Origin of the sequence: Colwellia sp. Bg11-28 (assembly GCF_002836245.1) — a bacterium.
Taxonomy (GTDB): Bacteria; Pseudomonadota; Gammaproteobacteria; order Enterobacterales; family Alteromonadaceae; genus Colwellia; species Colwellia psychrerythraea_A.
The window spans coordinates 224,039-249,298 of sequence record NZ_PJBA01000008.1 but is presented as its reverse complement, the minus strand read 5'-3'; the positions used below and the strand labels follow the sequence as shown (position 1 = coordinate 249,298).

The window sequence follows — 25,260 nt, the reverse complement described above, 5'->3', positions numbered from 1 at the left end:
AGGTAAAAAAATGAAAAGAGTTGTCTTATATACCATGGAAAAGTGTCCTCATTGCCAAACGGCAAAACGTTACCTTGAACAGCAAGGTATTGCTTTTAGGTTATGTAATATTAAAACGGCAAAAGGACAGAAAGAGTTTTCAGCCACCGGCTTTAGGGGGGTACCTGTGCTGAAGGTAGGTGACCAGCTACTTAACGGTTTTTCAGTTCAAGCGTTTACTGAACTGTATAAAAACTAAGTTTACATAATACTCAGTAGATTAATTTATTCTCCGTTAGTGTTTTCCTTGACTACCTTGTTTGAAAATACAAAATTAAAGACCCCTTATACTGCTTTCTTCTACATTATTTTAATTCCCCCACACACATTGCACCAGATGATCTCAGTGGAGTTGTTTTCTGCACGCTCTTGGTGCGAATAGAACCTTTTTAAAACTCAATTATCAAATAACCAATTGATTTTTAATATTAATTTATGTTGGCACATGAATTGTATTATCAGTTGTTAGCGATATAAAAACGATAACTAGAGGTTAACCATGAAAATAATTAGCGCAATCATAAAGCCATTTAAATTAGATGATGTTAGAGAGGCTATTTCTGAAGTAGGCGTCGAAGGTATCACGGTAAGTGAAGTCAAAGGCTTTGGTCGTCAAAAAGGGCATACCGAACTATACCGAGGCGCTGAATACCAAGTTGATTTCTTGCCAAAAGTAAAAGTAGAAATTGCGGTGAATGAAGAACTTGTTGAACGTTTAGTTGAAGCCATCACTAAATCTGCTTACACCGGAAAAATTGGTGACGGTAAGATTTTTGTTTATAACTTAGAACAAGCTATCCGTATCCGTACGGGCGAGCAAGATTCTGAAGCACTTTAAAGGAGAATAATAATGGAACAAAATATATTTCAATTACAATACGCCTTAGACACCTTTTATTTTCTTATTTGTGGTGCCTTAGTAATGTGGATGGCTGCTGGTTTTTCAATGCTTGAAGCTGGCTTAGTACGTGCTAAAAACACTACCGAAATTTTGACTAAAAACGTCGCGCTATATGCAATTGCTTGTATCATGTACCTTGTTGTAGGTTACGATATTATGTATGGCGGTGGTGTTTTCTTAAATGGTATTGCGCTTGACGGTGCTAGTGATGCAGAAGCACTTGTTGGTGCTGTACTTGCTGAATCAGCTGAAGCTGGTTTTGATGGTGGCGCGGTTTATTCAAACGCTTCTGATTTCTTCTTTCAAGTAGTGTTTGTTGCTACGGCAATGTCGATTGTATCAGGTGCTGTTGCTGAGCGTATGAAGTTATGGGCTTTCTTAGCATTTACCGTTGTATTAACTGGCTTTATCTATCCTATGGAAGGTAGCTGGACTTGGAACGGTGATGCTGTCTTTGGCTTATATACCTTAGGTGACTTAGGTTTCTCTGATTTTGCTGGTTCAGGTATTGTTCACATGGCAGGTGCTTCTGCAGCATTAGCTGGTGTGTTATTACTTGGTGCTCGTAAAGGAAAATACAGTAAAGACGGTAAAGTTAACGCCATTCCTGGTGCTAACTTACCCATGGCGACATTAGGTACCTTTATTTTATGGATGGGTTGGTTTGGTTTTAATGGTGGCTCAGTATTAAAACTAGCTGACATTAATAGTGCTAACTCAGTAGCTATGGTGTTTTTAAATACCAATGCTGCCGCTGCTGCGGGTGCAATATCAGCGCTTATCTTTGCTAAAATATTGTTTAAAAAAGCGGATTTAACCATGACATTAAACGGTGCATTAGCAGGCTTAGTGGCTATTACGGCTGAGCCATCAACACCTTCACCATTGCAAGCAACAATCTTTGGTGCAATTGCGGGCGTTATTGTGGTGATGTCAATTTTAGCTTTAGATAAAGTGAAGATTGATGACCCAGTAGGTGCTATCTCAGTTCACGGTGTTGTTGGTTTCTTTGGTTTAATGATTGTTCCAATCACTAACTCGTCGTCTAGCTTCAGTGGTCAGCTTATTGGTGCAGCAACTATCTTTGTTTGGGTATTTGTTACTAGTTTCATTGTGTGGTTTGCTCTGAAAAAAGTTATTGGTATTCGTGTAAGTGCTGAAGAAGAATACGAAGGTGTTGATATCTCTGACTGTGGTATGGAAGCTTACCCTGAGTTCACTAGAGGTTAGAGCTCCAGAAGTTAGTAATATTCAAGTCTAGAATACTAAGAGTCAAACAAAAAAGCAGCGACATCACTAGATGATACGCTGCTTTTTTATTGACTCTCTTCTGTTTTACTAAATCAACTGATAGCTAATAGATAGTAGTTTACTAGAGAACAAGGGTTTAACTTTCGATAAAACGTTTTCTGGTTGCTAATAATCCTAACATTGCAATGGTAAACCAAGTCATTGAGCCGCCACTGTCTTCCACGTCAGGCACACTTTTATTTGGATCACTTGGGAAAGCATCATCGATATCCTTTACGCCATCACCATCACTATCAGGGTATTTTGATAGTAGAGGATTCAAACCGCTATCAGTAACTCCTGAACTATCGATGATTGTTACTTGTTCAATCACAACAAAGTTTTCCGGACCCGGCACGACCATATCAGTACATGTTTTATTACTTTCAATTATCATAGGAATGCCCTGTAAAGCGCCATTCGTACAAAGATTTTGAATCAGGGATATTTTTTCTATGATATCAAAGCCTTTAATAACTTGACCAAAAACGGTGAAACCACCGTTTTGTCGGTCTAAGTTATTAGCGTCCGAGGTGTCATTGTTATCTTTTAAATTAAAAAACCATTGGTTCGTAGCACTATTAACATCATTGCCTTTTTTAGCCATGGCAATGGTGCCTTTGACATTAGAATAAACCGGTTCGTTTACTACGGGAGCGTTAGGCTCTAGAGGTGTTAATGGCCAAGTACCGCTAAATTCAAAACCGCCCGCTTGCACAACAAAACCAGGAGAAACTCTATGAACAACCGAGTTGGTGTAATGCCCATTATCAATATAGTTAAGAAAGTTCTTTACTGTTTCAGGTGTTGTTTTATCAAATAAGTTGATTTCAATACTGTCAGGGCTTAATGATGTTTTAATTGCAACTATGGTGGCATTAGCTGTGTTTGCAATACCTAAAGTCGCAGTGGCTATGCCGACAAGGGCGAATATCTTTCTGGTATTTTTCTTTGTTATTTGTGTAAACATGGACAACCTAAGTTTGCAGTTAATGGTTCGAATTTGTAGCTCATAGTAAAGACTGTGATTGGTGTTAACAAGTAGCCGTTACACTTTAGTAACTTAGCTTTAAATATTAAGGTTACTTTTTTTAGGGAAATTAGGCTGGTAATACCTTGATTATTTATAAGAAATACTTCGCAGTAAGCCTGCTATGTTCACCAGCTTAATTAGTGCTTTGAGAGTTCGCTTGCTTTGGTATCGAAAGACATTAGAATAGCGCCAACCGCGTTGTAAATACGCTTATAAGTTTAAGGAAAAAATGTGAGAAAACTATTGTTGGTGAGTATTTTTATGCTGCTTTCGTCTTTGTCTAGCTTTGCTCAAGCCGACATGAAGTTGGGTGTCGCGCTCGATATGGATTTAAGCCTTGTCGCGCAAATAGATCGTTACAATATCGTACTGGGTGATAGAGGCTTTGCGGTCGATTACTTAATTAAAACAGGTCAATTTGATAATAAAACGCCATTGTCTTGGTATTTTGCTGGTGGTGGTTGGACTGAGTGGGATGATGGCTTTGGTGTTCGTGCTCCCGTAGGTATTTCTTGGTACTTTGCTAAGGGTTGGGACTTATATGGACAGGTGCAGCCAGTAGCAAATTTTGATGATGGCTTTAAGTTTAGCGTTGATGGTGCTGTTGGTGTACGTTTTTCATTTTAGCGGATAATTACATAAGTGAATAATCTACCATAAAAAAAGCGCCTCAAGGCGCTTCTCATTCCTGCTGAATCCTGCATTTAGAGATAACATGGGTATAGATCAATAACCATAATTCTCAATTTGTTTACACTGAGCCAATAAATTGAACAGAGTACTTAATTATGCGTTGGCGTTATTTTATTATTTTACAAGCTATTATCTTGCTGATTGCAGCAGGGCTCGTTTATAAACATCAAGATAAAGCTAAGTTAATTAAAACTCCGCCTATTGAATTGGCAAAGTGGTACAAACCTGACAATAAGCGTCAAGTTTGGCTACATAATATGTTTAAACTTCGCCGTGAAATGCAGGCGGTAGAGTTCTACGCGCAACAGCAAGATGCTGAACATTTGCAAGTGTGGACAGAGCAGCTGACTGAACACTACCTTAAAATTGCCGACATGGTACCTGCTTGGCAAAAAAAATTATCGATAAACACGATGGAAGAATTGAAGTTCGCTAGTGAGCAACAGGATTTCTCATCGGTATTAGTTCAGCATAAAACGTTGCAAAAAAGTTGTGATTCTTGTCATGACGATTATCAAGCCATTACGGCTCTGACCTATAGAACACCAGACTTCTCAAACATTCAAATTACCCCTGAGCTTAGTTTTGTTGAACATATGGATATGTTAACAAGGCAAGTGAACCAGATAAAAATTTCAGCACAGGATGGTAATAAGTCTTTAGCGCTATCATCTTTAGCAGACCTGAATGATGAAATGGCAACGTTGGGAGAAACCTGCGTAGATTGTCATAAAAAAGATCGTAAGCCTTACCCAAGTGAAATGATGAAACAAACACTCAGTAGTTTAAAAACATCCATAGAATCAGGCACCGCTAAACAACAAGGACGCGATCTTGGTACGTTAGCCGTATTAGCATGTGCTCGTTGTCATGGCACACACCGTATTGCTTATGGTGCTAAAAAACATTTAGTTAAAGAAGTTAGCTTCAGTAATTTGATAAAGCACTAACGGTTAAATAGCTGCTAGTGAGTTTGCGTTGACTTAACTCTCAAATTAACCATTGATGGTTGGGCGAGTGTGTTCACTATTATTTACCTTTAGTATCACTTAGGCTTTTTATCAACGCTAACTTGATCAAAATCAAGCGAGCAGAGCAGCTTTTACTGTTGTATTGACAGACTAAATGCTATTATCTAAATAATAGTAATTATCATTAGCTCTTAGGTTACACCTTTGAGTAAGATGAATTTGTTTTTTGGATTTATATCATGACTCTAGCTGAACTTCCCCTTAATAAACCAGCCAAAATTAGCGCGCTACCGAAAGATGAAGCTATTGCTGCTCAATTGATTGAACAGGGCTTCACGCTTAGGTCACATGTATCATTAGCGCATAAGGCTCCTTTTAATGGCCCAATGGCTTTTCGCTTACACAATACTAAAATTAGCATTCAGCGAGATATCGCAAAGCAAATTGGCGTTAATTTTTAATCAATGAATGAGCTATTCATTCATAACAAGCAACCAAAAAGAATCTTTCCGTGAAACAATCAAAACATTTCGCACTGGTTGGTTTTGCCAACTCGGGCAAAAGCACTTTATTTAACCTGTTATTATCTGATAGCGAAAGTAATAAAAAGCAAAGTAAACAAAATGTAGGCAATTGGTCAGGTGTGACAGTTGCAGCTAAAAAAACAAGCATTACCCTAAATAATAACGCTGCCTATTTATCTGATCTTCCTGGTTTAAGTTCATTAGAACGTCATGCAGAACAGGGTAAAGATCTCACTATTTCTCAATCATTTTTGCAAGAAAATGATATTGATTTTTTAGTCAATGTTGTTGATATTAATCAGCTTAGTCGTCAACTTTATTTAACTAGCCAGTTATTAGAGCTTGGAGTACCAATGATCGTGGTGCTTAATAAAATCGATCGACAAAAACAGTTAGACATTGATATTTCGCAATTAGCAGCCGAATTAGGTTGTCCTATTGTTGCGATTAGCGCACAACGTGATGATGCCCTAAAAAAGGTGCAACAAGCACTTGGTCAATTAAACGGTGACCTATCTGCCGTTCACCAAAAAATTATTGATAATGCTCACACCGAGTCAAAAGATAAGCCAGAGCCAAACGTCAAAGTAATGCACGCTCGTTATGACTACATTACGGATATGCTGGCGCGCGTAAGCAGTGTTGAAGCAACAAACGCTGCTTTTGCTAATCCAACATCTAGCAACAAGCCCTTTTCAGAAAAAATTGATAGCCTAGTCTTACACCCTATAACGGGCATACCCGTTTTTCTTGGTGTGATGTACTTGCTCTTTATGTTTGCCATTAATGTCGGTAGTGCCTTTATCGATTTTTTCGATATTATTAGTGGTACCTTATTCGTTGAATATCCTCTGCACTTCCTTGCACCTTTAGATTTACCACAGTGGATACTTACTATTGTGGAAGGCTTGGGCAGTGGTATGCAAACGGTCGCGACTTTTATTCCTATTATAGCCTGTTTATTTATTGGCTTATCACTGCTTGAGAGTTCAGGCTACTTAGCTCGCGCTGCTTTTGTTGTAGACAGTTTGATGCAAAAAATTGGCTTGCCCGGTAAAGCTTTTGTTCCTTTGATTGTTGGCTTTGGCTGTACGGTACCTGCGGTAATGTCAGCAAGAATACTTGATAGTGAACGAGAACGTATTACCACAGTAATGATGTCACCCTTTATGTCATGTGGGGCAAGGTTACCTGTTTATGCACTATTTGCCGCCGCATTTTTCCCTGATAACGGTCAAAACTTAGTGTTTTTATTGTATTTAGTCGGTATTGCCGCCGCTATATTTACCGGATTCTTATTAAAGAAAACCGTTTTATCAGGCACGACCTCATTAAACATTATGGAATTACCGCAGTATGAGATGCCAAGAATTGGTGCTCTTAGTAAGCGAGTATGGCAGCGTACCAGTAGTTTTGTCACAGGTGCAGGTAAAACAATTGTGATCGTGGTGTGTTTACTTAACTTTTTTAACTCTATTGGCATTGACGGTAAGTTTGGCAGTCAAGACAGTGAGAACTCGGTATTGAGCCAAGGGGCAAAAGTGGTTATGCCGTTATTGGCACCTATGGGTGTTCAAGAAGACAATTGGCAAGCCGGCGTAGGAATAATTACCGGAATATTTGCCAAAGAAGTATTGGTTGCCACGTTTAATAATTTATATTCACCACATGCCTCAGAGGGTGAAGGCGCACCATCATTGGTGCAAAGTTGGCAGGACGCGACTGATAGCATTAAAGAAAATTTATTTGGTATTTCTCCTGATGACCCTTTGGGTATTAGTGTCGGTGATATCAGTGATTTGAATATTGCTGCACAAGAGCAAGGTGTTGAATTAACTACTTACCAACGAATGCAGTTAGCTTTTGTTAGCCAGTTAGGCGCTTTTAGCTATTTATTATTTATCTTACTTTATACCCCTTGCGTTGCTGCTATGGGAGCAATTAAAAATGAAGTAGGTAGTCGTTGGGCTGGATTTGCTGGAATATGGAGCTTTGTTTTTGCTTATTTGGTATCAACGTTATGTTATCAAATTGGTAATTTCTTGGCATCACCATTAAGTTCTAGTATTACTATTGCTCTCGCTTTATTAACCTTTGTTTTGATTTACTTTTGGCTTAAACATAAAGGTAAAAAGGTATTAACTATTCCTGTAAGGGTCAGTTACAGCTAATAACTATGTAATTTCGCTTAATATGGGTTTAACTCTATCTGAATAGTTTGCCCAACAAGTCCCATTTCAATTTACCTCATTCGTCATAGCTAACAATCCTCGTTGTTGTTAGCTATGTCACCTTAATTACTACCTTCATTGTTACTCTCACAACATCCAAAACTCCACTATTTAAATCGTTTTCCTTAACCAAAGTCATATTATACCAATCGTAATAATTGATTAATCACTTAGCGATAATTAAAAGGCTTAGAGGCAAGGCATTGATTGAAGAGAATGGTTATTCAGGAGAATATGCTCCTGCATTCTCTAAGAAGCTTCATCCCTGTAGCGTCCTTGTCAAAATCAATAACGCCGGATGTAAGCCTTTTAGACTCGCCCTTTGGGAGCTCATTAGTAAACTGATAACATCACAAAATAAATGAAATATAGACTAACTATGGTTAAATTATTTTACTTGTTTTAAGCTCGCTAATGTAGCTCTAAGCAGACCAATAAATTAATGCGATGGGTATTAATTCTCACTGAAATCTTGTACTTTGAATAGTAACGGGTATATACCCCAGTGTGATTTCTATCGGGTAATAGAGTGAAAATATGAATAATAAAAAAACAACATCAATTAAGCGCATTGCACTATTAACCAGTGGCGGTGATGCTCCAGGGATGAATGCAGCGATACGTTCAGTTGTATTAGCAGCTCATCATTATCATATTGAAGTCATTGGTTTTTATCATGGTTATAACGGCTTGGTATGTGAAGAGCATATCGCCATGGCTGAACCGTTAACCTTGTTAAAAGTAAATGGCATTATTCACCTCGGTGGTACGATATTGAAAAGTGCTCGTTGTCAGTTAATGCATGAAGCAAAAGGCTTACAGTTAGCCGCGGATACCTTAAATGATAAAAATATCGATGCACTTGTTGTTATAGGTGGTGATGGATCTTTTTCTGGATTGCTGGCGCTTCAAGCGTATTGGTCAGGTCAGATGATTGGAATTCCGGGAACGATAGATAATGATCTTGATGGGACTGATTACACTATTGGCTTTGCCACAGCAGTAAACACTGGCATAGAAGCAATTGACAAAATTCGTGATACCGCAGATGCTTTTGAACGGATATTTATTGTTGAGTTGATGGGGCGACATTGTGGCCATATAACGTTCAATGTTGGTATTGCTTGTGCGGCAGAGCAGGTATTATCTTTTGAAAATTTTAACGCGAATGAGCAGTCGTCAAAATTACAGCAACTTGCGACAGAAATTACCACAGCAAAGAAAAATCGTCATTCAAGTTATATTATTGTTATCGCAGAAAACCTGTGGCCAGGTGGCGCTGTAGAATTAGCGAGACAATTGCACCTACAAGCTGATATTGAGTGCACGCCCTGTATATTAGGCCATATACAGCGAGGTGGCTCACCCATTGCTAAAGATAGAATACTCGCGACAAAAATGGGCGTAGCTGCTGTGCAAGCACTTATAGACGGTGAATCTAATATTATGGTGGCAGAGCAAAATAATGCGATGAATTTTATTACGCTGGATGAGGCAATTAAGCACAAAAAAGTAGTAAGCAAACAACTCATTGATGCACAACAAAATATCTTGGCGTTAACAGCGCAAACCCAGTGTTAATAACGAGTTGAAAATAAGGCTAATAATTGCCTTTAATCAACCCCTTGCTTAAAAATCGTTTCTACTTCAAAGAGGTGATTCATTATCAAGGCAACATGGGTAGAGATAATGAAAAGCTGCTGCCATTACCTAGTTCGCTCTTAACCATGAGTTCAGAATTTATCACTTGAGATAATTTTTGGCTAATCGCCAATCCTAATCCGGCATGTTGAGTACTATCTTCTATGGCATTACTCGCTCTATATCTTGCATCAAATATATAGGCGATATCTTCTTTACTTATACCACTACCATTATCCGTTACGCTAACTTTTACTTGTGTGGATAGTTGAGTAACCGTCATGACAATGTCACCACCGTTGTCGGTATGTCTAATGGCATTTTCTAATAAATTTGTCATTATTCGCTCTAACTTAGCAATATCAGAGTAAACAATGAATTGGCAAGGCTGAGGTTGCAAGGTTAGAGCAATATTTTTCTCGGCAGCTTTTAAGGTAAACTTAGCCAGAATGTCGTGTAACAACTCACCAATAGGGAAGGTTTCTAGATTGACAGTCACTTGACCATTTTCTAGATGCGCGAGCTCAAAAATTTGGTCAATAAGACGCTTAAGTTGACTAACGTTGCGCTGAACAGTCGCTAAATAATCTTGTTTTTCAATGCTGGATAAATTGTCTCCTTTGATCGCTAAGATTTCAATATACCCTTGCATTGTCGCTAGTGGTGTTCGCAGATCATGAGATAAATGAGCTAATAACTCTCGACGTATACGATCGTTTTCAGTCAATAAAGAAAACTGCTGATTGATTTGCACAACCATATCGTTAAAGGTAGCACCAAGGAAATGCACTTCATTACTATCAATGTTCTGGCTTGACTCAGAGCCCCATTGCTTTAATTCAACCTTTGTTTGATCAAATTTCACGGCTTTAAGCGCCTGCATTTGTGTTGCTAGCTCTCTTACAGGACGAGTGAAATAGCGAAATACGGCTAATAAAACAAGTAAAAATAGGAACAAACTGGCGACAACAAATGCGCCATATTTCTGTAAGTCTTTATCTGATTGTACTTGGCTAAAAATTGAATCATAAATTTCGCCGCCAATAATAATATATAAATAACCCTGCAGCAGCTCACCTTGATAAACCGGAGAAGCTGAAAATATTTTTTTATTATTTATATCGCGAGGATCATCTCCAAAAACAGGCACTTGCTGTGGTTTATCAATAAGCTTTTTTAACGGTATTAGTGAAACAGATTTTCGTTTTATTTTAGCGGGATCAGCGGAATACGTTAAAATATTACCTTGGGTATCTAAAAAGTAAAATTCAAAGGCAGGACCTAAAAGCATTAGTGTATGAAAAAGATTTTCTAGAGCCGCTTTATCGTAAACACCATCTTGTAATAACGGATTATCGTGGGCTAGATGTTCCGCGAGATTTACGTGCAACTTTTGCTCTGCCTGGTACTTTGATTGCTGTACCAGAGAGTTACTCCAAGCAACGAGTAGTGAGGCCATGACCATGAAGGTAGCGCAGAGTGTTAATGCTAAGCGTTGATAAAGTGATGTTTTCATCGAAGATCAGTCCTTACATACCGTTGATGGCATTACGCCCGCTGAATTAAGTTTATAACCAACTCCCCAGACGGTCTGAATTATTTTTGGTTCAGTACAGTCTTCCTCAAGCTTACTTCTAAGGCGATTAATATGAGAGTTAACCGTGTGTTCATAACCATTGTGATGGTAACCCCAAACACCATCGAGTAATTGAGCGCGTGAGAATACCTGATCAGGGTGTTGACAGAAAAAATCAATCAATTCAAATTCTGTAACCGTTAAGTTAATTGCTTTATTTTTATAAGTGACTTGATGAAATCTATGATCAACCAATAGTTGTCCTATCGATGTACTTGTCTTATCTAACTGAGCCGATTCTTGAACTGGTTTTTCTTCATGTACCAAGCTATTAATTTCAGAGGCGTTTTTAGCGGTAATTGCATGGACTCTGCGTAATTGGCTTCTAACGCGGGCTTGTAATTCACGAACACTGAAAGGTTTAGTCATATAGTCATCAGCCCCCAACTCAAGGCCCAATATACGGTCTATTTCTGATGTTTTAGAAGTAAGCATAATAATGGACTGTAACGGCTTTTCTTGTCTAACTTGTCGACAAATATCTAAGCCGCTAATACCAGGCAACATCACATCAAGCAAAATAAGCTGATAGTCTTTTGTTAACGCTTGTTGTAATGCTTCGTTTCCTTGTGTACAAATATCGCAATTCAAATCTAATTCAGATAAATGCACCTTAATAAGTTTGGCAATATCAATTTCGTCTTCAATTATTAGAATATTATCTTTCATATTTTGGCCAATGAGTGAACTGAGCCGCTCATTGGCCAAGAACACTACTTAGTTCGAGTTATAGTTAATTTAACTGCAGGATTATCAAAACGATGAGCCTGAGTTAGTACTGAGCTTGGTAAACCATCATCTTTACTAACCACACCAGAATGATAACCGACTAAATCGATATCATCACGCGTTGAATCATAGCCAACCCCACCATCAGCTGGGCCTGGAATAGTACCTGCGGCTTCGTTGTTTTGCTCGGTGCCTGAATCATAGACATTTAATCGCCATGATTTTTCTTGGTTTAAGGTCAATGTTGATATATCTACACCAGTAAGACCCGAGAAAGCATCATTTGTATTCACCAACATAGTGGCAACAGTCAAATAAGTTGCTGCACGATCCATTGTACTGATGTTCACAGTAACGCTAGTGCCCGGTAACGTAGGACCTTCAGCCGTTGCCGTGGCTAGATTATTCTCTAGTGCAATAAAGTCAGCATTATCTCCACCTTCAGCTAATTTTTCTAAAGCAACAGAAGCTGCTTGACCAACTTGCCACATTTTAGCATCGCCGTGAAGTGAAACCGCAACAGGTGATAAAGGCTGAGCGTAGGTTAGATTAGATAACGTTAATGAATAGCTATACTCCATAGGCGTTTCTACTACAGGAGGTGTTTCTACTGCAGGAGGCGTGTCGTTGTGATTATCACTACAAGCAGCTAGGCCTAAGGTGAGTAAACCCGCAATAAGTAATGGCTTAGCCAATTTTATTGTATTCTTTTTTTGAGTGTTAAAGGTTAACATGTTGCCCCCTTATTTCACGGTAATGGTAAGTTTAGCAACAGGGTTTAACCAACGTTGCACGCTATTATTAATATCACTCATGCCCGCAGACATATCACTATCGCCTAAGCTACCACGGTGAATATGTACTTTATCGTTAGACTCCATATCTGTTACACCAGTACCGTTCATACCTAATAGAGGATCAAGTGGTGGTGGCACCGGCATGCCAGCTTCTCCAGGTGCACCACTGCCGCGAAGTTCATCATTGGCTTCAGTACCCGCATCATAGGCATTTAAAAATACGGTATAAGTACCTGCTTCTTCGGGTATTTCCCAACTATCTAAACCAACAAAACCATCATTAGAAGGCAAAACCATCGCAGCAAGTGATAAATGAGTATTGGCGCTGTCATTCGATAAATCAAAGCTTGCTGACATTGCAGGTGCTAATAATCCACCAGCAGGGTTTTCATTAAGATTAGCATCGGCGTTGGTTAATATATTTGATAAACCTGAGATGCTACCACCCTCAGCCATTGCTTGAAGCTCATCGCTAGCCATTGTACCCGACATAAAAATGTGGTTTTCACTGGTGTGTGCAGCTGTAATAACAGGAGTGAAATACAAACCTTGCGTTAAGTTTGTGACAGTAATGGATAATTCTTGTGCCATAGTGGTTGAGCTCGCAAGTGCGAGTGCTAAAACACTTAATGTTGATGTGATTGGCGATTTCTTGATTACTTTCATGATACTTTCCTTTGCAGTTAGATTATACCAATCTGTTTGGTATGGTTTTGTTGTAGTAATGAAAGTATGCGACTGAATTATCGCTTGGAGATCACGCATTTATCACTTTTTGTTGGAGAATTAATCACAGAAGTATCACAGCAAGGAAGGGGTAATTATTCTGTAAACAAAAAGACAATAAAATCGTGTTGAATGTGTAGTGTTTTAAATCGTATTGAAAGGCTTTAAGAGTCTACAAATTCACAAGTAAGGTGATAGAGAGAAGGGCGTTTTATGCAATGGCTGTAGGATTTCAGTGGCATTATATAATTAGAGGTATTGTCAAACACCTCTAATTATAGGGGGATTTCGATTATATTTTTTTAACGTAAAAAGCCGTTTCATGCCCCTGTATGTACATAACTGTTTCTGATTTTTCCCCAAATATAGGCTCATCTAGCGAACTTACATTGTGAATCAATGTTATTGAATATTCTCCTGATGCAGTGGTTGCTGGCGCTAATGCACCAGTAATCACCCATAAAGAACCATCACTTAACAGTATTGAATCATTTTCACCTTCAGAGTAAAAAGTGTGAAGGCCTTGCCATATGATTTTTGCTTTCGTTAAAGGCTTAAGATAATAGCCAAAAGGTGCGTATTCATTATATAAATACCACGCACTAAATTCACCCAGTTTTTCAGCTGTTTGGGATGTTAGATCAGGAAAATTACTTCTTACATTATAGAGTGTGTAATCAAAAATACCCCCAGTGTTAATGTCTGAATAGTCAATACCGTTAACTCTCCATATTGAGTTATCATCTAATAACATTACGCTACCGACGGATAATGGCGCTAACTCTATATTTCCTTGTTGTAAAATAGTAGGGGTTTGGATCGGGTCAATGTAAAAGCTAGCTGCGCTATTGTTAATAAATACGTAATATTGCCCTTTAACACCTTGGTTAGGCTCACCAAAATCATTTGGGTTATCATAAATGATGACGTCTACTTCTCCAGCACTATGCGTTCCATCACCGAGTGATAGACCGACAATACTCCATAGCGTGCCATCTGCTAACTTTATTAAGTCGTTTATAGAGTGACTCTTAAGGTAAATTATTTCCGAATGCTGGGACGATATTTTATTATCAGATGAACCCCCTCCTTCACCGCATGCAGAGAGCATAAAAACGAATACAAAAAAACACCAAAATTTCATGAAAAATCCTTTTAAATTAATGAACTATATTATGGTAACAGTAGAATGATTGTTATACAACGTAACTCAGTTGTAGGCCTCGTGCATCTAGGGGAGACCTGTTAATCGCTTTGATTGTAGATATTTTTACACTAGAGGATTTGCTATTAACTATGCTTGCATAGCTAGTTTTATTAACTCAGGCTCAGCTTCACAAAGTAAAATAAATAACTGAATTTGGTTGAAAGCGCGATCTAAATTATGTTTTTCACGGCTTACTTGGAAATAGCTATCACCATTTAAGTAGTCTGTTAAAAAACGCGTACCAAGACTAAAAGGTACTGATTTAGTACCAACAATTAAGCTGTCTTTTTCAAGAGCAGACATCTTAGTGCCAAAAGCATTTTGATAACTTTGAATAAGTGCTGAAAAAATATCTAATTTAATTATCATTGCATCAATATTGGTGTCATCTTCTGCGAGATTACTGCAACATGTTCTTACCATGTCACCAAAGTCATGCATTAGTAAACCAGGCATACAGGTATCAAGATCAATTACTGCACAAGGAGTGTCACCTTCAGTAAATAATAAATTGTTTATCTTGGTATCGTTGTGCGTAACATGCAGGGGTAACTTTTTGCTAATATCGATAACATGATTGATAAAATCTTGTTGGTCTAAGCAAAAGTTGACTAACGTTTGGCAGCTCGACAAACGATCTTGAAGATCATTTTCAACGGCTTCGTTAAGTTGTCGCATGCGAAAACTTATATCATGAAAGTCTTCAATGATAACAGCGAGTTCTTCAACGGGAAAGTCACTTAGCGTACAGCTAAATTCTGCAAACGCATTGGCAACAAGCGCGGCTTGTTCAAGTGACTCAACTTCCTCTAGTGTGTAAGAGTTGCTGATAAATTCCATCAAACGCCAATAATTAGTACCAACTTTGCTATAAGTCTCGCCTGTTTTGCTCAATATTTGTTGGGGAATTGATAGTGGGTAGTTGCCGATATTTTTTTGTCGTTGCAAATGTAGGTTTATTTTTTGTGCGTTACTACTTAACTCTGCGGTTTTGGGAAAAACATCATGGTTGATTTGCTGCAAGACAAACTCAACTTCGGGGGTAGTCAATTTATAAGTATTATTGATATGACCATTACCTAAAACAGCTATTTCAACTTCAGCAAAGTCATAATCATAGTTATTTAGAACGGTATCTATATCTGAGTGGAGCGAAGCTGATCTGTTATCCATTGCTTTTAATACTTATGTTTTAGTGATTATCTTGTTAGCAATGTGATTATTCTAGTAAGTACTTACCAGCGAGCCTATGCTAATACATTAATCTGTAACAATTCAATTGTTAACAAATTAGCGCAAGATGTTACTCTTTTTTGTCAAATAGTGCAGTAACTTTCTCATTGACTGGGTGGTGATCATAGGGGATTAATTAAGGTAATTATCTTAAGTATTAGTAACTTTTGCCTTTTTTAAGCTGAATGCCAAACAGACATTAGTGATGGGTATGAGCCCATTACCGTTCAAAGTACATGCTGAAATGTGCATCTTGATTGGTAACGGGCGTATCGTTAATCTATAAATCGGCCAACGGATTTTGTTGCCAAGGAGCCTCGAAAAATGGTGCTATCACCTCGTTTGTTACTTCGCTCAACTGTTTATATTGCCAGTCAGGGCTTTGGTCTTTATCAATTAATAAAGCCCGCACGCCTTCAGCAAATTCAGTGTGACGAATAATGGTTGTGGCAAGTAATACTTCTTTTTCAAAAACAGTTTTTAAACCTAACCCTTTACAAAGTTCGAGTTGATGGAATATCCACTTAATTGCCAAAGGTGAACCACTGGCTAAACCATTTTTTGCTCGTTGAAGCCACTTGTCATCAGTCTTGAGTGATGAGAAATTAGCCGCTATTTTTTCTACATTATCACTGCGACACAAATCGTTAATTAATGTTTGATTAGTTGCTAAATTTCCTGCTGGAATATCGGCAATACACTGACTTTGATAATGGTTAAAAATGTTATCTAAGTTGTTGTTGATTTCAAACGCAGGACATTCTAAAGAGGTCAATTCATCGATAACGGCTTGCTTGCTTGTATGAGTAATTGCGTAATTAGCAATACCAGCATAAAGACCGTCAGCAGCATTGATGGAGGAACTTGTTAAGGCTAAAAATCGACCACAATAACCTGGCATAGTATTTAAAAAGTAACTACCACCGACATCGGGAAATAAGGCAATGGTTACTTCTGGCATCGCTATACGTGTTCTTTCTGTGGCAATACGATAAGAGCAGCCAGCAAAAACACCCAAGCCACCACCCATCACAATACCATGGCCCCAAGCGATGGTCGGTTTAGGGTAATTATGCAGTAAATAATCTAGGCGATATTCACGCTCAAAAAATGTTTCTGCATACTCACATGGGCCTCCCGGCTGTTCAATTGATGACTTGTACAAGGCTTGTACATCACCCCCCGCACAGAATGCTTTTTCACCTGCACCTTGAATAAAAACGGCGGCAATTTTATCATTTGTTTGCCATTGCTGTAATTGAGCTGACATCAGATCAATCATTTCCAGTGTTAATGCGTTTAACGTTTTTTCACTGTTTAGTGTTAAAACACCGATACATTGGCCATTTTTAATCGCTAATTCTTCAACTGTTACGGGACTGGTCATTAGTTATTCTTCCACTGAGGTTTACGTTTTTCAATAAAAGCACTAACACCTTCTTTTTGATCTTCGGTATCCCATAATTTTACAAAAAGTTCTCGTTCTTTAGTGTAAGCAGAATTAATATCACCATTACGGGCTTCCATAATTAACGACTTACAATAAGCTACAGAGGTTGGTGATTGACTTTCAGCTTTCTCAGCGAGTGCTAAAGCTCGCGATAATGAGGTGCCAGTAGGGACTACTTCAGAGACTAAGCCTATTTTTTCAGCTTGTGGCGCTTTAATACGCTCACCTAATAAAATCATGCGTTTAGCCCAACCTTCACCGATTAACCATGACAATTGTTGTGAGCCTAAACCACAAGGCAATAAGCCAACAGCAGCTTCAGGTAGTGCCATTTGTGCTTGTTCTTCACATATTCTGACATCGCAAGATAAAGCGACTTCTAACCCGCCTCCCATAGCAAAACCAGTGATAGCAGCGATGGAAACCCCTTGATAGTTTGATAGTGCTTCAAACGCACCGCCAAAAGCGGCTGAAAAGTCAAAGGACAAACCTTTGTCATCATGATTGAATTGATTTAGGTCTGCTCCTGCACTAAAGAATTTTTCACTGTCACTCGTTAAAATAAGTGAGTAGTTATCTTTGTCTTCATTAAGTACACCAATTAACTGTTTTAAATAATTTAAGCTCTCAGGTGTCCAAGTATTTGCTGGAGGGTTGTTAAAAGTCACAATAGCGACATGGCCGCGTTTTTCTACCTTTAATAAATCACTCATCGATAACTCCAAAACATTGTTTAAAAATAGGGTTTAAAAAAATTCTCATGCTGCACTAACGAATAATGTTAGTGGCACCTTCTTCTAAGATACGTCGTGCGGTTATTACCCGCATAATTTCATTAGTCCCTTCAAGAATTTGATGAACGCGTGCATCGCGCATATATCGCTCGATAGGATATTCTTTGATATATCCGTAACCACCGTGTAATTGCAGGGCATCGTTACAAACATTAAAACCAACATCGGTTGCAAAACGTTTTGCCATGGCACAATAAGTTGATTTATCAGGGTCGTTTATATCTATTTTACTCGCCGCTAATCGAATCATTTGTCGTGCTGCCACTAATTCTGTCACCATGTCAGCCAATTTAAATTGCAAGGCTTGAAAAGCTGCCAGTGGTTTACCAAATTGTTTACGCTCTTGCATATAAGCTTGTGACAAATCAATACAGGCTTGCGCAGCACCAATTGAACAACTAGCGATGTTAATACGGCCACCGTCTAAGCCTTTCATGGCAATTTTAAAACCTTCACCTTCAGCGCCTAATAGACAATCGGCAGGTAGTTTAGCGTTCTCAAAACTAATGGCGCGTGTTGGTTGAGAATTCCAACCCATCTTGTCTTCATTTTTGCCATAACTAACGCCAGCAAGATCTGCAGGAACTGCAAAGGCTGAAATACCTTTTGCGCCTTCTTCTTGTGACCCTGTACGTGCCATTACAACTAATACATCGGTTTCACCTGCACCACTGATAAACATTTTACTGCCGTTAAGCAGGTAATAATCACCGTCTTTTTTAGCTGTGGTACGCAAAGAACCAGCGTCACTGCCGGCGCCAGGTTCGGTTAAACAATATGAGGCGAGTTTTTGACCCATGACCAAATCATCACACCATTGCTGTTTGGTTGATTCAGTACCCCAAGTGGATATCATCCAACTGGCCATGTTATGAATTGAAATAAAGGCTGCCGTTGAGGTACAACCTACGGCTAATTCTTCAAGAATGATGGAGGTATCTAAACGCGGCAAATTCATACCACCTACGTCTTCTGGGCAGTACATACCCATAAAGCCTAATTCACCTGCTTTTTTAAACATGGCTTTGGGAAAAATTTTCTTCTCATCCCATTCACTGGCATATGGCTTCATTTCTCCGGCTGCAAAGCTTCGTGCCGCATCTTGAAAGGCTAATTGATCTTCGTTCAGTAAAAAATTCATAAATGCCCTTAATTCGAGTCATTACCAAGATAACTGGTATGGCCTGATTGTATTATTTTTATATTCTAATGAAACAATAACATGAACTTTATTGCTTTGATAAAACTACAGTGACTATATAAACACATTGAAATAGGGGCGTGAATTAACTATATTATTCTTTTGATGGACTATATTGCTGTTAATGGTGTGGCCAATGCATATTTTTAGTGGAGGAGTGGAAAATGAGAACTGATAGATGAGTAAACCTTCACGTTGGCCACTTACCGCAGACGGTATTCGTTTTATTACGCCACATGTACTGGTTAAGCGTTTGCAAAACCATGCCTTAGCTAAAGGGCTTTTTGTTACTGCAATGGGCTATTACCCAACAGCAAGTGGTCATGCTATGGAACGCAAAGGTCATCCTGACCATATTCTTATTTACTGTACTGCAGGTAGCGGCTCTCTAACGATGGCAGGTAAAACAACTGAGATTAACAGTGGTGATATTTTTTATTTACCAGCAGGTTCACAGCATAGCTATCAAGCGAGTAAAGAGTTGCCTTGGACATTATATTGGCTTCATTTTGATGGCACGTTAGCAAATGATTTTTGCCAACACATAAATATTGTTGAACGTAAGTTTACTATTGGCGTACAGCCCAGAGTCATTCGAGTGTTTGATGGCATCTCACACCTTCGCCACAGTAGTCATAATCTGGCTGAGTTTATTCAAGGTGGTCATCAGGTTCAAGCGTTGTTAAGTTATATTGCCTTATTAGTGCAGCAGCGAAAACCCAGCGCAATCAATACTTTTGATACAGAGAATTTACGTGCCATGATGCAAGAGCATATTCATAGCAAACTGGATCTTGATTCATTAGCAGAAGCCGCTAAGTTATCTAAATACCATTTTTCAAAGAAATTTAAACAAGTCACTGGCGAGTCGCCTATTAGTTACTTTATTAATATGAAAATGCAACGCGCTTGTTATTTGTTGGATAGCACGCCACGCTCTGTTAAGCATGTTGCATCAGAGTTGGGTTACCACGATACCTATTACTTCTCGCGCTTGTTTAAAAAGAATATAGGAATGGCACCCGCTATTTATCGAAAGGCTAAACTGTAGATGGACTTTACCTGACTCTGTCTAAGTTGTGATACCAATCTGATTAATTTATTGAGCGAAAAAATATTAAATAGCGTATTGTTATGATCTATATCGAATTTATTCTCAGTTATGAGCAATAGTAATGTAGATAAATACCCTAACCATCAGTTATAATTTAGAATAGTTGAAATCGATTTATGGTATCAAACTCAATATTTATACGAAATTTTTATGATTACTAGTAAATATTGTTTGTACTCGTGTATTGGTATTGTATGTATTATTTTTTCAAGCTAAATGAGGAATATTTTGCTTGAAAATAGTTTACAGGGTTACTTAATGAAAACTACCATTATTGTTTGCGCGCTTCTTCCTGCTTCCTTTATTTATGCTGATGATTCTGAATTAAATGACTTTGACTTGGAATCGCTTTTAGCGACTGATGTACAAGTTACCTCTGCGATGAAACGCACTCAAATAGCTTCTGAAACAGCTGCCTCTGTTTATGTCTTATCGAGTGAAAAAATAAAAAACTCAGGTGTTACGTCTATCGCTCAGGCGCTGACATTAGTTCCCGGTATGCAAGTACGCCAAATTGATGGTAATAAATGGGCCATTAGTGCTAGAACCCAAGCAGGACGTTTTACGAGTAAATTACTAGTAATGATTGATGGTCAAAGTATTTACAACCCTTCTTTTGCAGGAGTGTATTGGGAGGCTTTGAATATACCACTTTATGATATCGAGAGAATAGAAGTCATTAAAGGGCAGGGGGGACTGCTTTGGGGGAGTAATGCGACAAATGGTGTGGTTAATGTTATTACCAAACATTCCTTAGATACACGCTCAACGGTAGGGCAGGTTGAAACGGGTTCGAACTTAAATCACCGTGTGAGCTTTCGAGTTGGTGATGACCTTAGTTGGACCAAGCATAGTAGTTATAGAGTTTATGGTAGTAATGAAAGTTCCGCTAAATCGGATCAAGCTGTACTGTGGGATACTAGGGATGATGCCAAAAAAAGTAGCCTTGGTGGTAGGGTAGATCTTACCCTAAACGATGATAATTCATTAATTATTCAAGGAGATTATACTAAGATCAACGTTGGACAAACGCTTCAACTTCCTTCCCCAATCACTCATGCAAAAATGGAAGTCGGTGAAGCTGAAAAGCGTCAACATGCACAGTTAATGGTACGTTTAGAGAATCGTTTATCCAATACTTCAAATCAAATGTTTCAAGCTTCAATGTCACGTCAAAAAGGTGAACAGGTATATTTTAATGAGAAATTTAGTCATTATGATTTTGATTACCAACTCAATATGCTAGCGGGGTCAACCCAAACCAATATTGGAATAAATTATAGATATAACGATATACCTTTTACTGACTCAGCTTTTATTCATAGTGCTGGTATGACAGAGTCTATTACTCAGTTTGGCGGTTTTTTACAAACCAATATTTTTTTAGTTCCAAATGTATTAGATGTAATCGTTGGTAATAAATCAGAGCATAATGACCTTACTGGCTGGGAGCACCAACCTTCAATTAGGCTGACTTGGACACCGAGTGAATCTCATTTTTTTTGGTCGTCAGTTTCACAAGGCGTTCGAATTCCCTCTCTAACAGAATATGATTATGAAACGGTTGTTAATGGTGTAAAAGTAGAGAGATTTCTCGTCACAGGTGTTCCTGCCTTTGATAGTACGAGGATAAGAACGGTACTCAAAGGTGATTCACATGCAGAAGCCGAAACCTCGATATCAACTGAGCTAGGCTATCGTGTAAATCAAGATGATTGGAATGTAGATTTATCTTTATTTCATACTGACGCGAAAAACACGCTAAGTGTTGCTCCAAATATTTCAGATACAGACATAGCAGCAGTTTCTGGTTTTTTAGGCGGGAACGACTTCTTGGGCGCGCTGGGCTATTTAAGTACGGCAACCGTTGATATGACTTTTCTTAACGGCGTTGACTTGATTTCAAAAGGTGGGGATTTAATTATTAGTTGGCAAACAAACTCGCTTGTGCATTCAGAGTTAGGATTTAGCTATACAACATATCATTATGAAAATGAGCGTAATTCCATTCTGGCCGATGATGGACTACTTCGTCAGATTTTTTTATCTAATACGGTCCAATTGACAGATAACCAGACACTTTTTTCATTAATCAAGTGGGAAGATGGCGGAGCATATGATACTGATAATTATGTGTCATTAGATCTCAGTTGGGGATGGGCAATAACCCCTAGGGCTCATCTTACAGTGACGGGAAATAATTTACTTAATAGCTCACAATTAGAGTATGGAAAAACGAATGACACGCTTACAGTGCCCACTTATATCGATAGAAGTATGATAGTTGGATTCAGATTCAACTTTTAGTTGAATTATTAAAGATGAAGAATATTTACCGCACTCTCACTCTCATTGCCTGTCTATATATTGCTCAGGTAAATAACCTGTATGCATCAGATAGAGAAAATGCTTTGAAGGCAGGGTTAATACTCAACTTTGCGGTTTATAGTAAAGGAAAATGGTTCGATGCGGTAACGCATAAAAATTATCTCATTTGTAGTCCTGATCCTGATTTTGTTAAAGTAGCGCGTCAGGTATTACAACATAAAAAGGTACGAGGTTCAGATGTTGTAGTTCAGCATATTTCTATTGATACCCTCCATATCCATGATTGCAACTCCATTTTTTTTAGTATTAATTCGAATAAACTATTAGAATCTGACTTTCTTGCTAATGACTTTATAGGTGCGATGCTGATCGGTGAGTCTGATGGCTTTATTGAGCATGGAGGACATATAAACTTTTTTCTTGCTGGCGGAAAAGTTCGTTTTGAGATTGACCCTATAGCATTGCGCAAGAGTAATATTGAAATTAGTTCCAAGGTTATTAGACTGGGAAAGGTCGTGGTAAGAGGTGCAGATGAGTAATCATTCAACAGCTCAGCCGATTCGTCGTAAATTTCTACTGATTTTGATGCTGATGTCAACTTTCGCTACAGCAATTACGGCTATGTCATTATTAATTTATGAATCTAGCAATGCTGAGCAGGCACACAGCGAAAAACTCAACCTAATTTCTACTGTTATTACGCCGAGCTTAACGGCTGCCGTTATCTTTAATGATATTGACACTGTTATGGAATTAATTGAGCCCATTGTACAGACCGATGGTATCTTTAGAGCGCAAGTCTCTAATACAAAAGAAATTATTGCTGATGTATTCGACACAACAAATAAAAAAGAAGATGTAGTTGTCATCAAAAAAACAGCAGCGTTAATCATGAACGGCATTAATTATGGTGTTCTAACTATTTATTCGGATAGCACTGTTGTTGATAAGCGAATTAACTTTTATAAAACCTTTGTTATGCAACTATTGTTAGGGACATTTGTTTTAAGTTTTATAGTGTCAATGGTATTGAGTCGATTATTCACTCGACCATTGCTGAATTTAACTGCGATTGCTAAAAAAATAACGTCGAGTAATAACTATAATTTGCGGGCAATCCGCCTCACTTCAGATGAAATTGGCGAGTTGACAGATTGTTTTAATACGATGTTAGAAACCGTTGAGCATCGAGATAGAATGCTTGAGTCTGAAGTGCTGTCGCGAACAAAAGAGTTGGAATTAGTCAACAGTAGATTACATCTTCAAGCGAATGAAGATGCCCTCTCGGGTTTACCGAATAGACGTGCTATTTACAATACATTGCAACAACTTATTGATAGTAACACTCCATTTTCGCTGTTATTTATCGACTTAGATGGTTTCAAAAATGTGAACGATACCTTGGGTCATGACTACGGAGATATTTTACTTAAGCAAGCCAGTGATCGTATTGTCGGTTGTGTCAGAAAGTCAGATTCTGTTGCTCGATTAGGAGGAGATGAGTTTACCGTTATTCTCAAAGATCTAACTTTACCGCACCGGGTTGATGAAATAACAGCGGTTATTTTAAAACAATTATCAGATCCCTTTAAAATTGAGGGCGAGACCGTATACATTTCCGGTAGTTTGGGGGTGACGTTATATCCTGATGATGGTTCTACGGTCGATAGTCTAGTAAAAAATGCTGATCAGGCGATGTATGAGTCTAAAAATCAAGGAAAAAATCGTTGTAGTTATTTTAGTGCTGATTTGCAAAATCGAGCGCAAGAGAAAAAAGTTTTAATAAATGATCTTAGGTTAGCTCTCGAAAGACAAGAATTTGAATTGCACTATCAGCCCGTAATATGCCTAAAAAATAATAAAGTTCGTAAAGCTGAAGCCTTAATACGCTGGCGTCACCCAGAGAGAGGTTTATTATTTCCCGATGAATTTCTACCTACCGTTGAGGAAGAGGGATTTATCAGTGAACTTGGTTACTGGATAGCTATGCAAGCAAGTAATGATGCGGCCCGATGGATGAATGTATTCGGTTCAGATATCCAAGTTAGCATTAATATATCTCCCTCCCAATTCAATGAGAGTAATGGGCTGCTTCAGGATTGGCTTTGTTATGTTGAAAATCTAAATTTAAATACTAAAAACATTGTTGTTGAAATCACAGAGCATTCTCTTATGGAAAACAGGGAAGATATTAGAAACACCTTGGATGATATGCGAAAGTCAGGAATCGGTATAGCTATTGACGATTTTGGTGTCGGTTACTCTTCATTATCTTACCTACAACAACTGGACCTGGATATTCTTAAAATTGATAGATCCTTTATCAGCAATCTATCTGATAAAAATAGCCTTGCACTATGTAAGGCCATTATTACCATCGCGCATGAGTTAGGTTTAAGCGTCATAGCTGAAGGAATTGAAACAGAGCAACAAAGAGACATTTTAACGAAAGCTGGATGTGATTTTGGTCAAGGATACCTTTTTTCCCAGCCTTTGCCATATCAACAATTTGAAGATGACTATATGAATAAAGCTAATCAGCTTGCTAAAATTAATTAGTTGTCATTATTAGAAAAATTTAGTTTCTATCATATTGATATTGATAATTTCATTCTTGCTCTATGTTGTTAAACCTAAGATACAGCTTTATATGCTAAACAGTATCGTGGCTGCTAGGAATACAAAGTTAGGATGACGGCAGAGTAAACGAGTGAATGTAATG

At 38.3% G+C, this 25,260-nt stretch carries 22 protein-coding genes; 12 read left to right on the top strand and 10 right to left on the bottom strand.

Annotated features, from left to right (window positions below; translation table 11 throughout):
* Nucleotides 1–10 precede the first annotated feature (10 nt).
* The 3 genes from CXF79_RS17125 to CXF79_RS17115 all read left to right on the top strand — a co-directional run bounded on the left by CXF79_RS17125 (nt 11) and on the right by CXF79_RS17115 (nt 2,170).
* Nucleotides 11–238, top strand: coding sequence for a glutaredoxin family protein (locus tag CXF79_RS17125; protein ID WP_011041490.1), 228 nt, complete (start codon nt 11–13; stop codon nt 236–238).
* A 300-nt stretch (nt 239–538) separates the two neighbouring features.
* Nucleotides 539–877: a P-II family nitrogen regulator gene (locus CXF79_RS17120; protein ID WP_101156762.1), complete on the top strand. Its 339-nt coding sequence runs from the start codon at nt 539–541 to the stop codon at nt 875–877.
* Nucleotides 878–889: 12 nt separating this feature from the next.
* A complete protein-coding gene (locus CXF79_RS17115) occupies nt 890–2,170 on the top strand; it encodes an ammonium transporter (RefSeq protein WP_011041492.1) in 1,281 nt (426 codons plus the stop codon).
* 157 nt (nt 2,171–2,327) lie between these two features.
* Here CXF79_RS17115 and CXF79_RS17110 read toward each other — a convergent pair whose 3' ends face one another.
* Nucleotides 2,328–3,200 (bottom strand): peptidylprolyl isomerase, encoded by an 873-nt coding sequence (locus CXF79_RS17110; RefSeq protein ID WP_101156760.1) that lies wholly within the window; start codon nt 3,198–3,200, stop codon nt 2,328–2,330.
* A 294-nt stretch (nt 3,201–3,494) separates the two neighbouring features.
* Here CXF79_RS17110 and CXF79_RS17105 point away from each other — a divergent pair, with 294 nt between their 5' ends.
* From CXF79_RS17105 to CXF79_RS17085, 5 genes are all read left to right on the top strand, one after another.
* Nucleotides 3,495–3,890, top strand: a complete 396-nt coding sequence (locus CXF79_RS17105) for a hypothetical protein (protein WP_011041494.1) — start codon at nt 3,495–3,497, stop codon at nt 3,888–3,890.
* A gap of 161 nt (nt 3,891–4,051) precedes the next feature.
* Entirely contained in the window at nt 4,052–4,906 is an 855-nt protein-coding gene (locus CXF79_RS17100) for a multiheme c-type cytochrome (RefSeq protein ID WP_101156758.1), read from the top strand.
* 260 nt (nt 4,907–5,166) lie between these two features.
* Complete coding sequence (locus CXF79_RS17095) at nt 5,167–5,388, top strand: FeoA family protein (RefSeq protein WP_011041497.1); 222 nt, start codon at nt 5,167–5,169, stop codon at nt 5,386–5,388.
* A gap of 50 nt (nt 5,389–5,438) precedes the next feature.
* Nucleotides 5,439–7,622 (top strand): ferrous iron transport protein B, encoded by a 2,184-nt coding sequence (feoB, locus tag CXF79_RS17090; protein WP_101156756.1) that lies wholly within the window; start codon nt 5,439–5,441, stop codon nt 7,620–7,622.
* A gap of 597 nt (nt 7,623–8,219) precedes the next feature.
* On the top strand, nt 8,220–9,263 hold the full coding sequence (locus CXF79_RS17085; protein ID WP_101156754.1) for a 6-phosphofructokinase: 1,044 nt from the start codon (nt 8,220–8,222) through the stop codon (nt 9,261–9,263).
* An 85-nt stretch (nt 9,264–9,348) separates the two neighbouring features.
* Here the strand turns inward: CXF79_RS17085 and CXF79_RS17080 are convergent, their stop codons facing one another.
* The 9 genes from CXF79_RS17080 to CXF79_RS17040 form a co-directional block, all read right to left on the bottom strand.
* Nucleotides 9,349–10,839: a sensor histidine kinase gene (locus CXF79_RS17080; protein WP_101156752.1), complete on the bottom strand. Its 1,491-nt coding sequence runs from the start codon at nt 10,837–10,839 to the stop codon at nt 9,349–9,351.
* A gap of 6 nt (nt 10,840–10,845) precedes the next feature.
* Entirely contained in the window at nt 10,846–11,628 is a 783-nt protein-coding gene (locus CXF79_RS17075; protein WP_011041501.1) for a response regulator transcription factor, read from the bottom strand.
* Between the two features lie 44 nt (nt 11,629–11,672).
* A complete protein-coding gene (locus tag CXF79_RS17070) occupies nt 11,673–12,422 on the bottom strand; it encodes a spondin domain-containing protein (protein ID WP_101156750.1) in 750 nt (249 codons plus the stop codon).
* Between the two features lie 9 nt (nt 12,423–12,431).
* On the bottom strand, nt 12,432–13,151 hold the full coding sequence (locus tag CXF79_RS17065) for a spondin domain-containing protein (RefSeq protein WP_198560092.1): 720 nt from the start codon (nt 13,149–13,151) through the stop codon (nt 12,432–12,434).
* 352 nt (nt 13,152–13,503) lie between these two features.
* Nucleotides 13,504–14,355 carry a hypothetical protein gene (locus tag CXF79_RS17060; protein WP_011041504.1) on the bottom strand — a complete coding sequence of 284 codons (852 nt, stop codon included), beginning with the start codon at nt 14,353–14,355 and terminating at the stop codon, nt 13,504–13,506.
* A gap of 150 nt (nt 14,356–14,505) precedes the next feature.
* The gene (locus CXF79_RS17055; RefSeq protein ID WP_101156748.1) at nt 14,506–15,591 is read right to left on the bottom strand and encodes a phosphotransferase enzyme family protein; all 1,086 of its coding nucleotides are present in this window, start codon (nt 15,589–15,591) and stop codon (nt 14,506–14,508) included.
* Nucleotides 15,592–15,931: 340 nt separating this feature from the next.
* Complete coding sequence (locus tag CXF79_RS17050; RefSeq protein WP_011041506.1) at nt 15,932–17,038, bottom strand: enoyl-CoA hydratase/isomerase family protein; 1,107 nt, start codon at nt 17,036–17,038, stop codon at nt 15,932–15,934.
* Complete coding sequence (locus tag CXF79_RS17045; protein ID WP_011041507.1) at nt 17,038–17,814, bottom strand: enoyl-CoA hydratase; 777 nt, start codon at nt 17,812–17,814, stop codon at nt 17,038–17,040. The genes CXF79_RS17050 and CXF79_RS17045 overlap by 1 nt, the downstream gene beginning before the upstream one ends.
* 55 nt (nt 17,815–17,869) lie before the next feature.
* Nucleotides 17,870–19,036 carry an acyl-CoA dehydrogenase family protein gene (locus CXF79_RS17040; RefSeq protein WP_101156747.1) on the bottom strand — a complete coding sequence of 389 codons (1,167 nt, stop codon included), beginning with the start codon at nt 19,034–19,036 and terminating at the stop codon, nt 17,870–17,872.
* Nucleotides 19,037–19,274: 238 nt separating this feature from the next.
* On the opposite strand from CXF79_RS17040, the gene CXF79_RS17035 reads away from it, so the two are divergent.
* The 4 genes from CXF79_RS17035 (at nt 19,275) to CXF79_RS17020 (ending at nt 25,097) form a co-directional block, all read left to right on the top strand.
* On the top strand, nt 19,275–20,147 hold the full coding sequence (locus CXF79_RS17035; protein WP_101156745.1) for an AraC family transcriptional regulator: 873 nt from the start codon (nt 19,275–19,277) through the stop codon (nt 20,145–20,147).
* A 321-nt stretch (nt 20,148–20,468) separates the two neighbouring features.
* The gene (locus CXF79_RS17030) at nt 20,469–22,517 is read left to right on the top strand and encodes a TonB-dependent receptor plug domain-containing protein (RefSeq protein WP_198560091.1); all 2,049 of its coding nucleotides are present in this window, start codon (nt 20,469–20,471) and stop codon (nt 22,515–22,517) included.
* A 14-nt stretch (nt 22,518–22,531) separates the two neighbouring features.
* Nucleotides 22,532–23,077 (top strand): YfiR family protein, encoded by a 546-nt coding sequence (locus CXF79_RS17025; RefSeq protein ID WP_101156741.1) that lies wholly within the window; start codon nt 22,532–22,534, stop codon nt 23,075–23,077.
* Nucleotides 23,070–25,097 (top strand): EAL domain-containing protein, encoded by a 2,028-nt coding sequence (locus CXF79_RS17020; protein ID WP_101156739.1) that lies wholly within the window; start codon nt 23,070–23,072, stop codon nt 25,095–25,097. Before CXF79_RS17025 ends, CXF79_RS17020 begins: the two co-directional genes overlap by 8 nt.
* Nucleotides 25,098–25,260 lie beyond the last annotated feature (163 nt).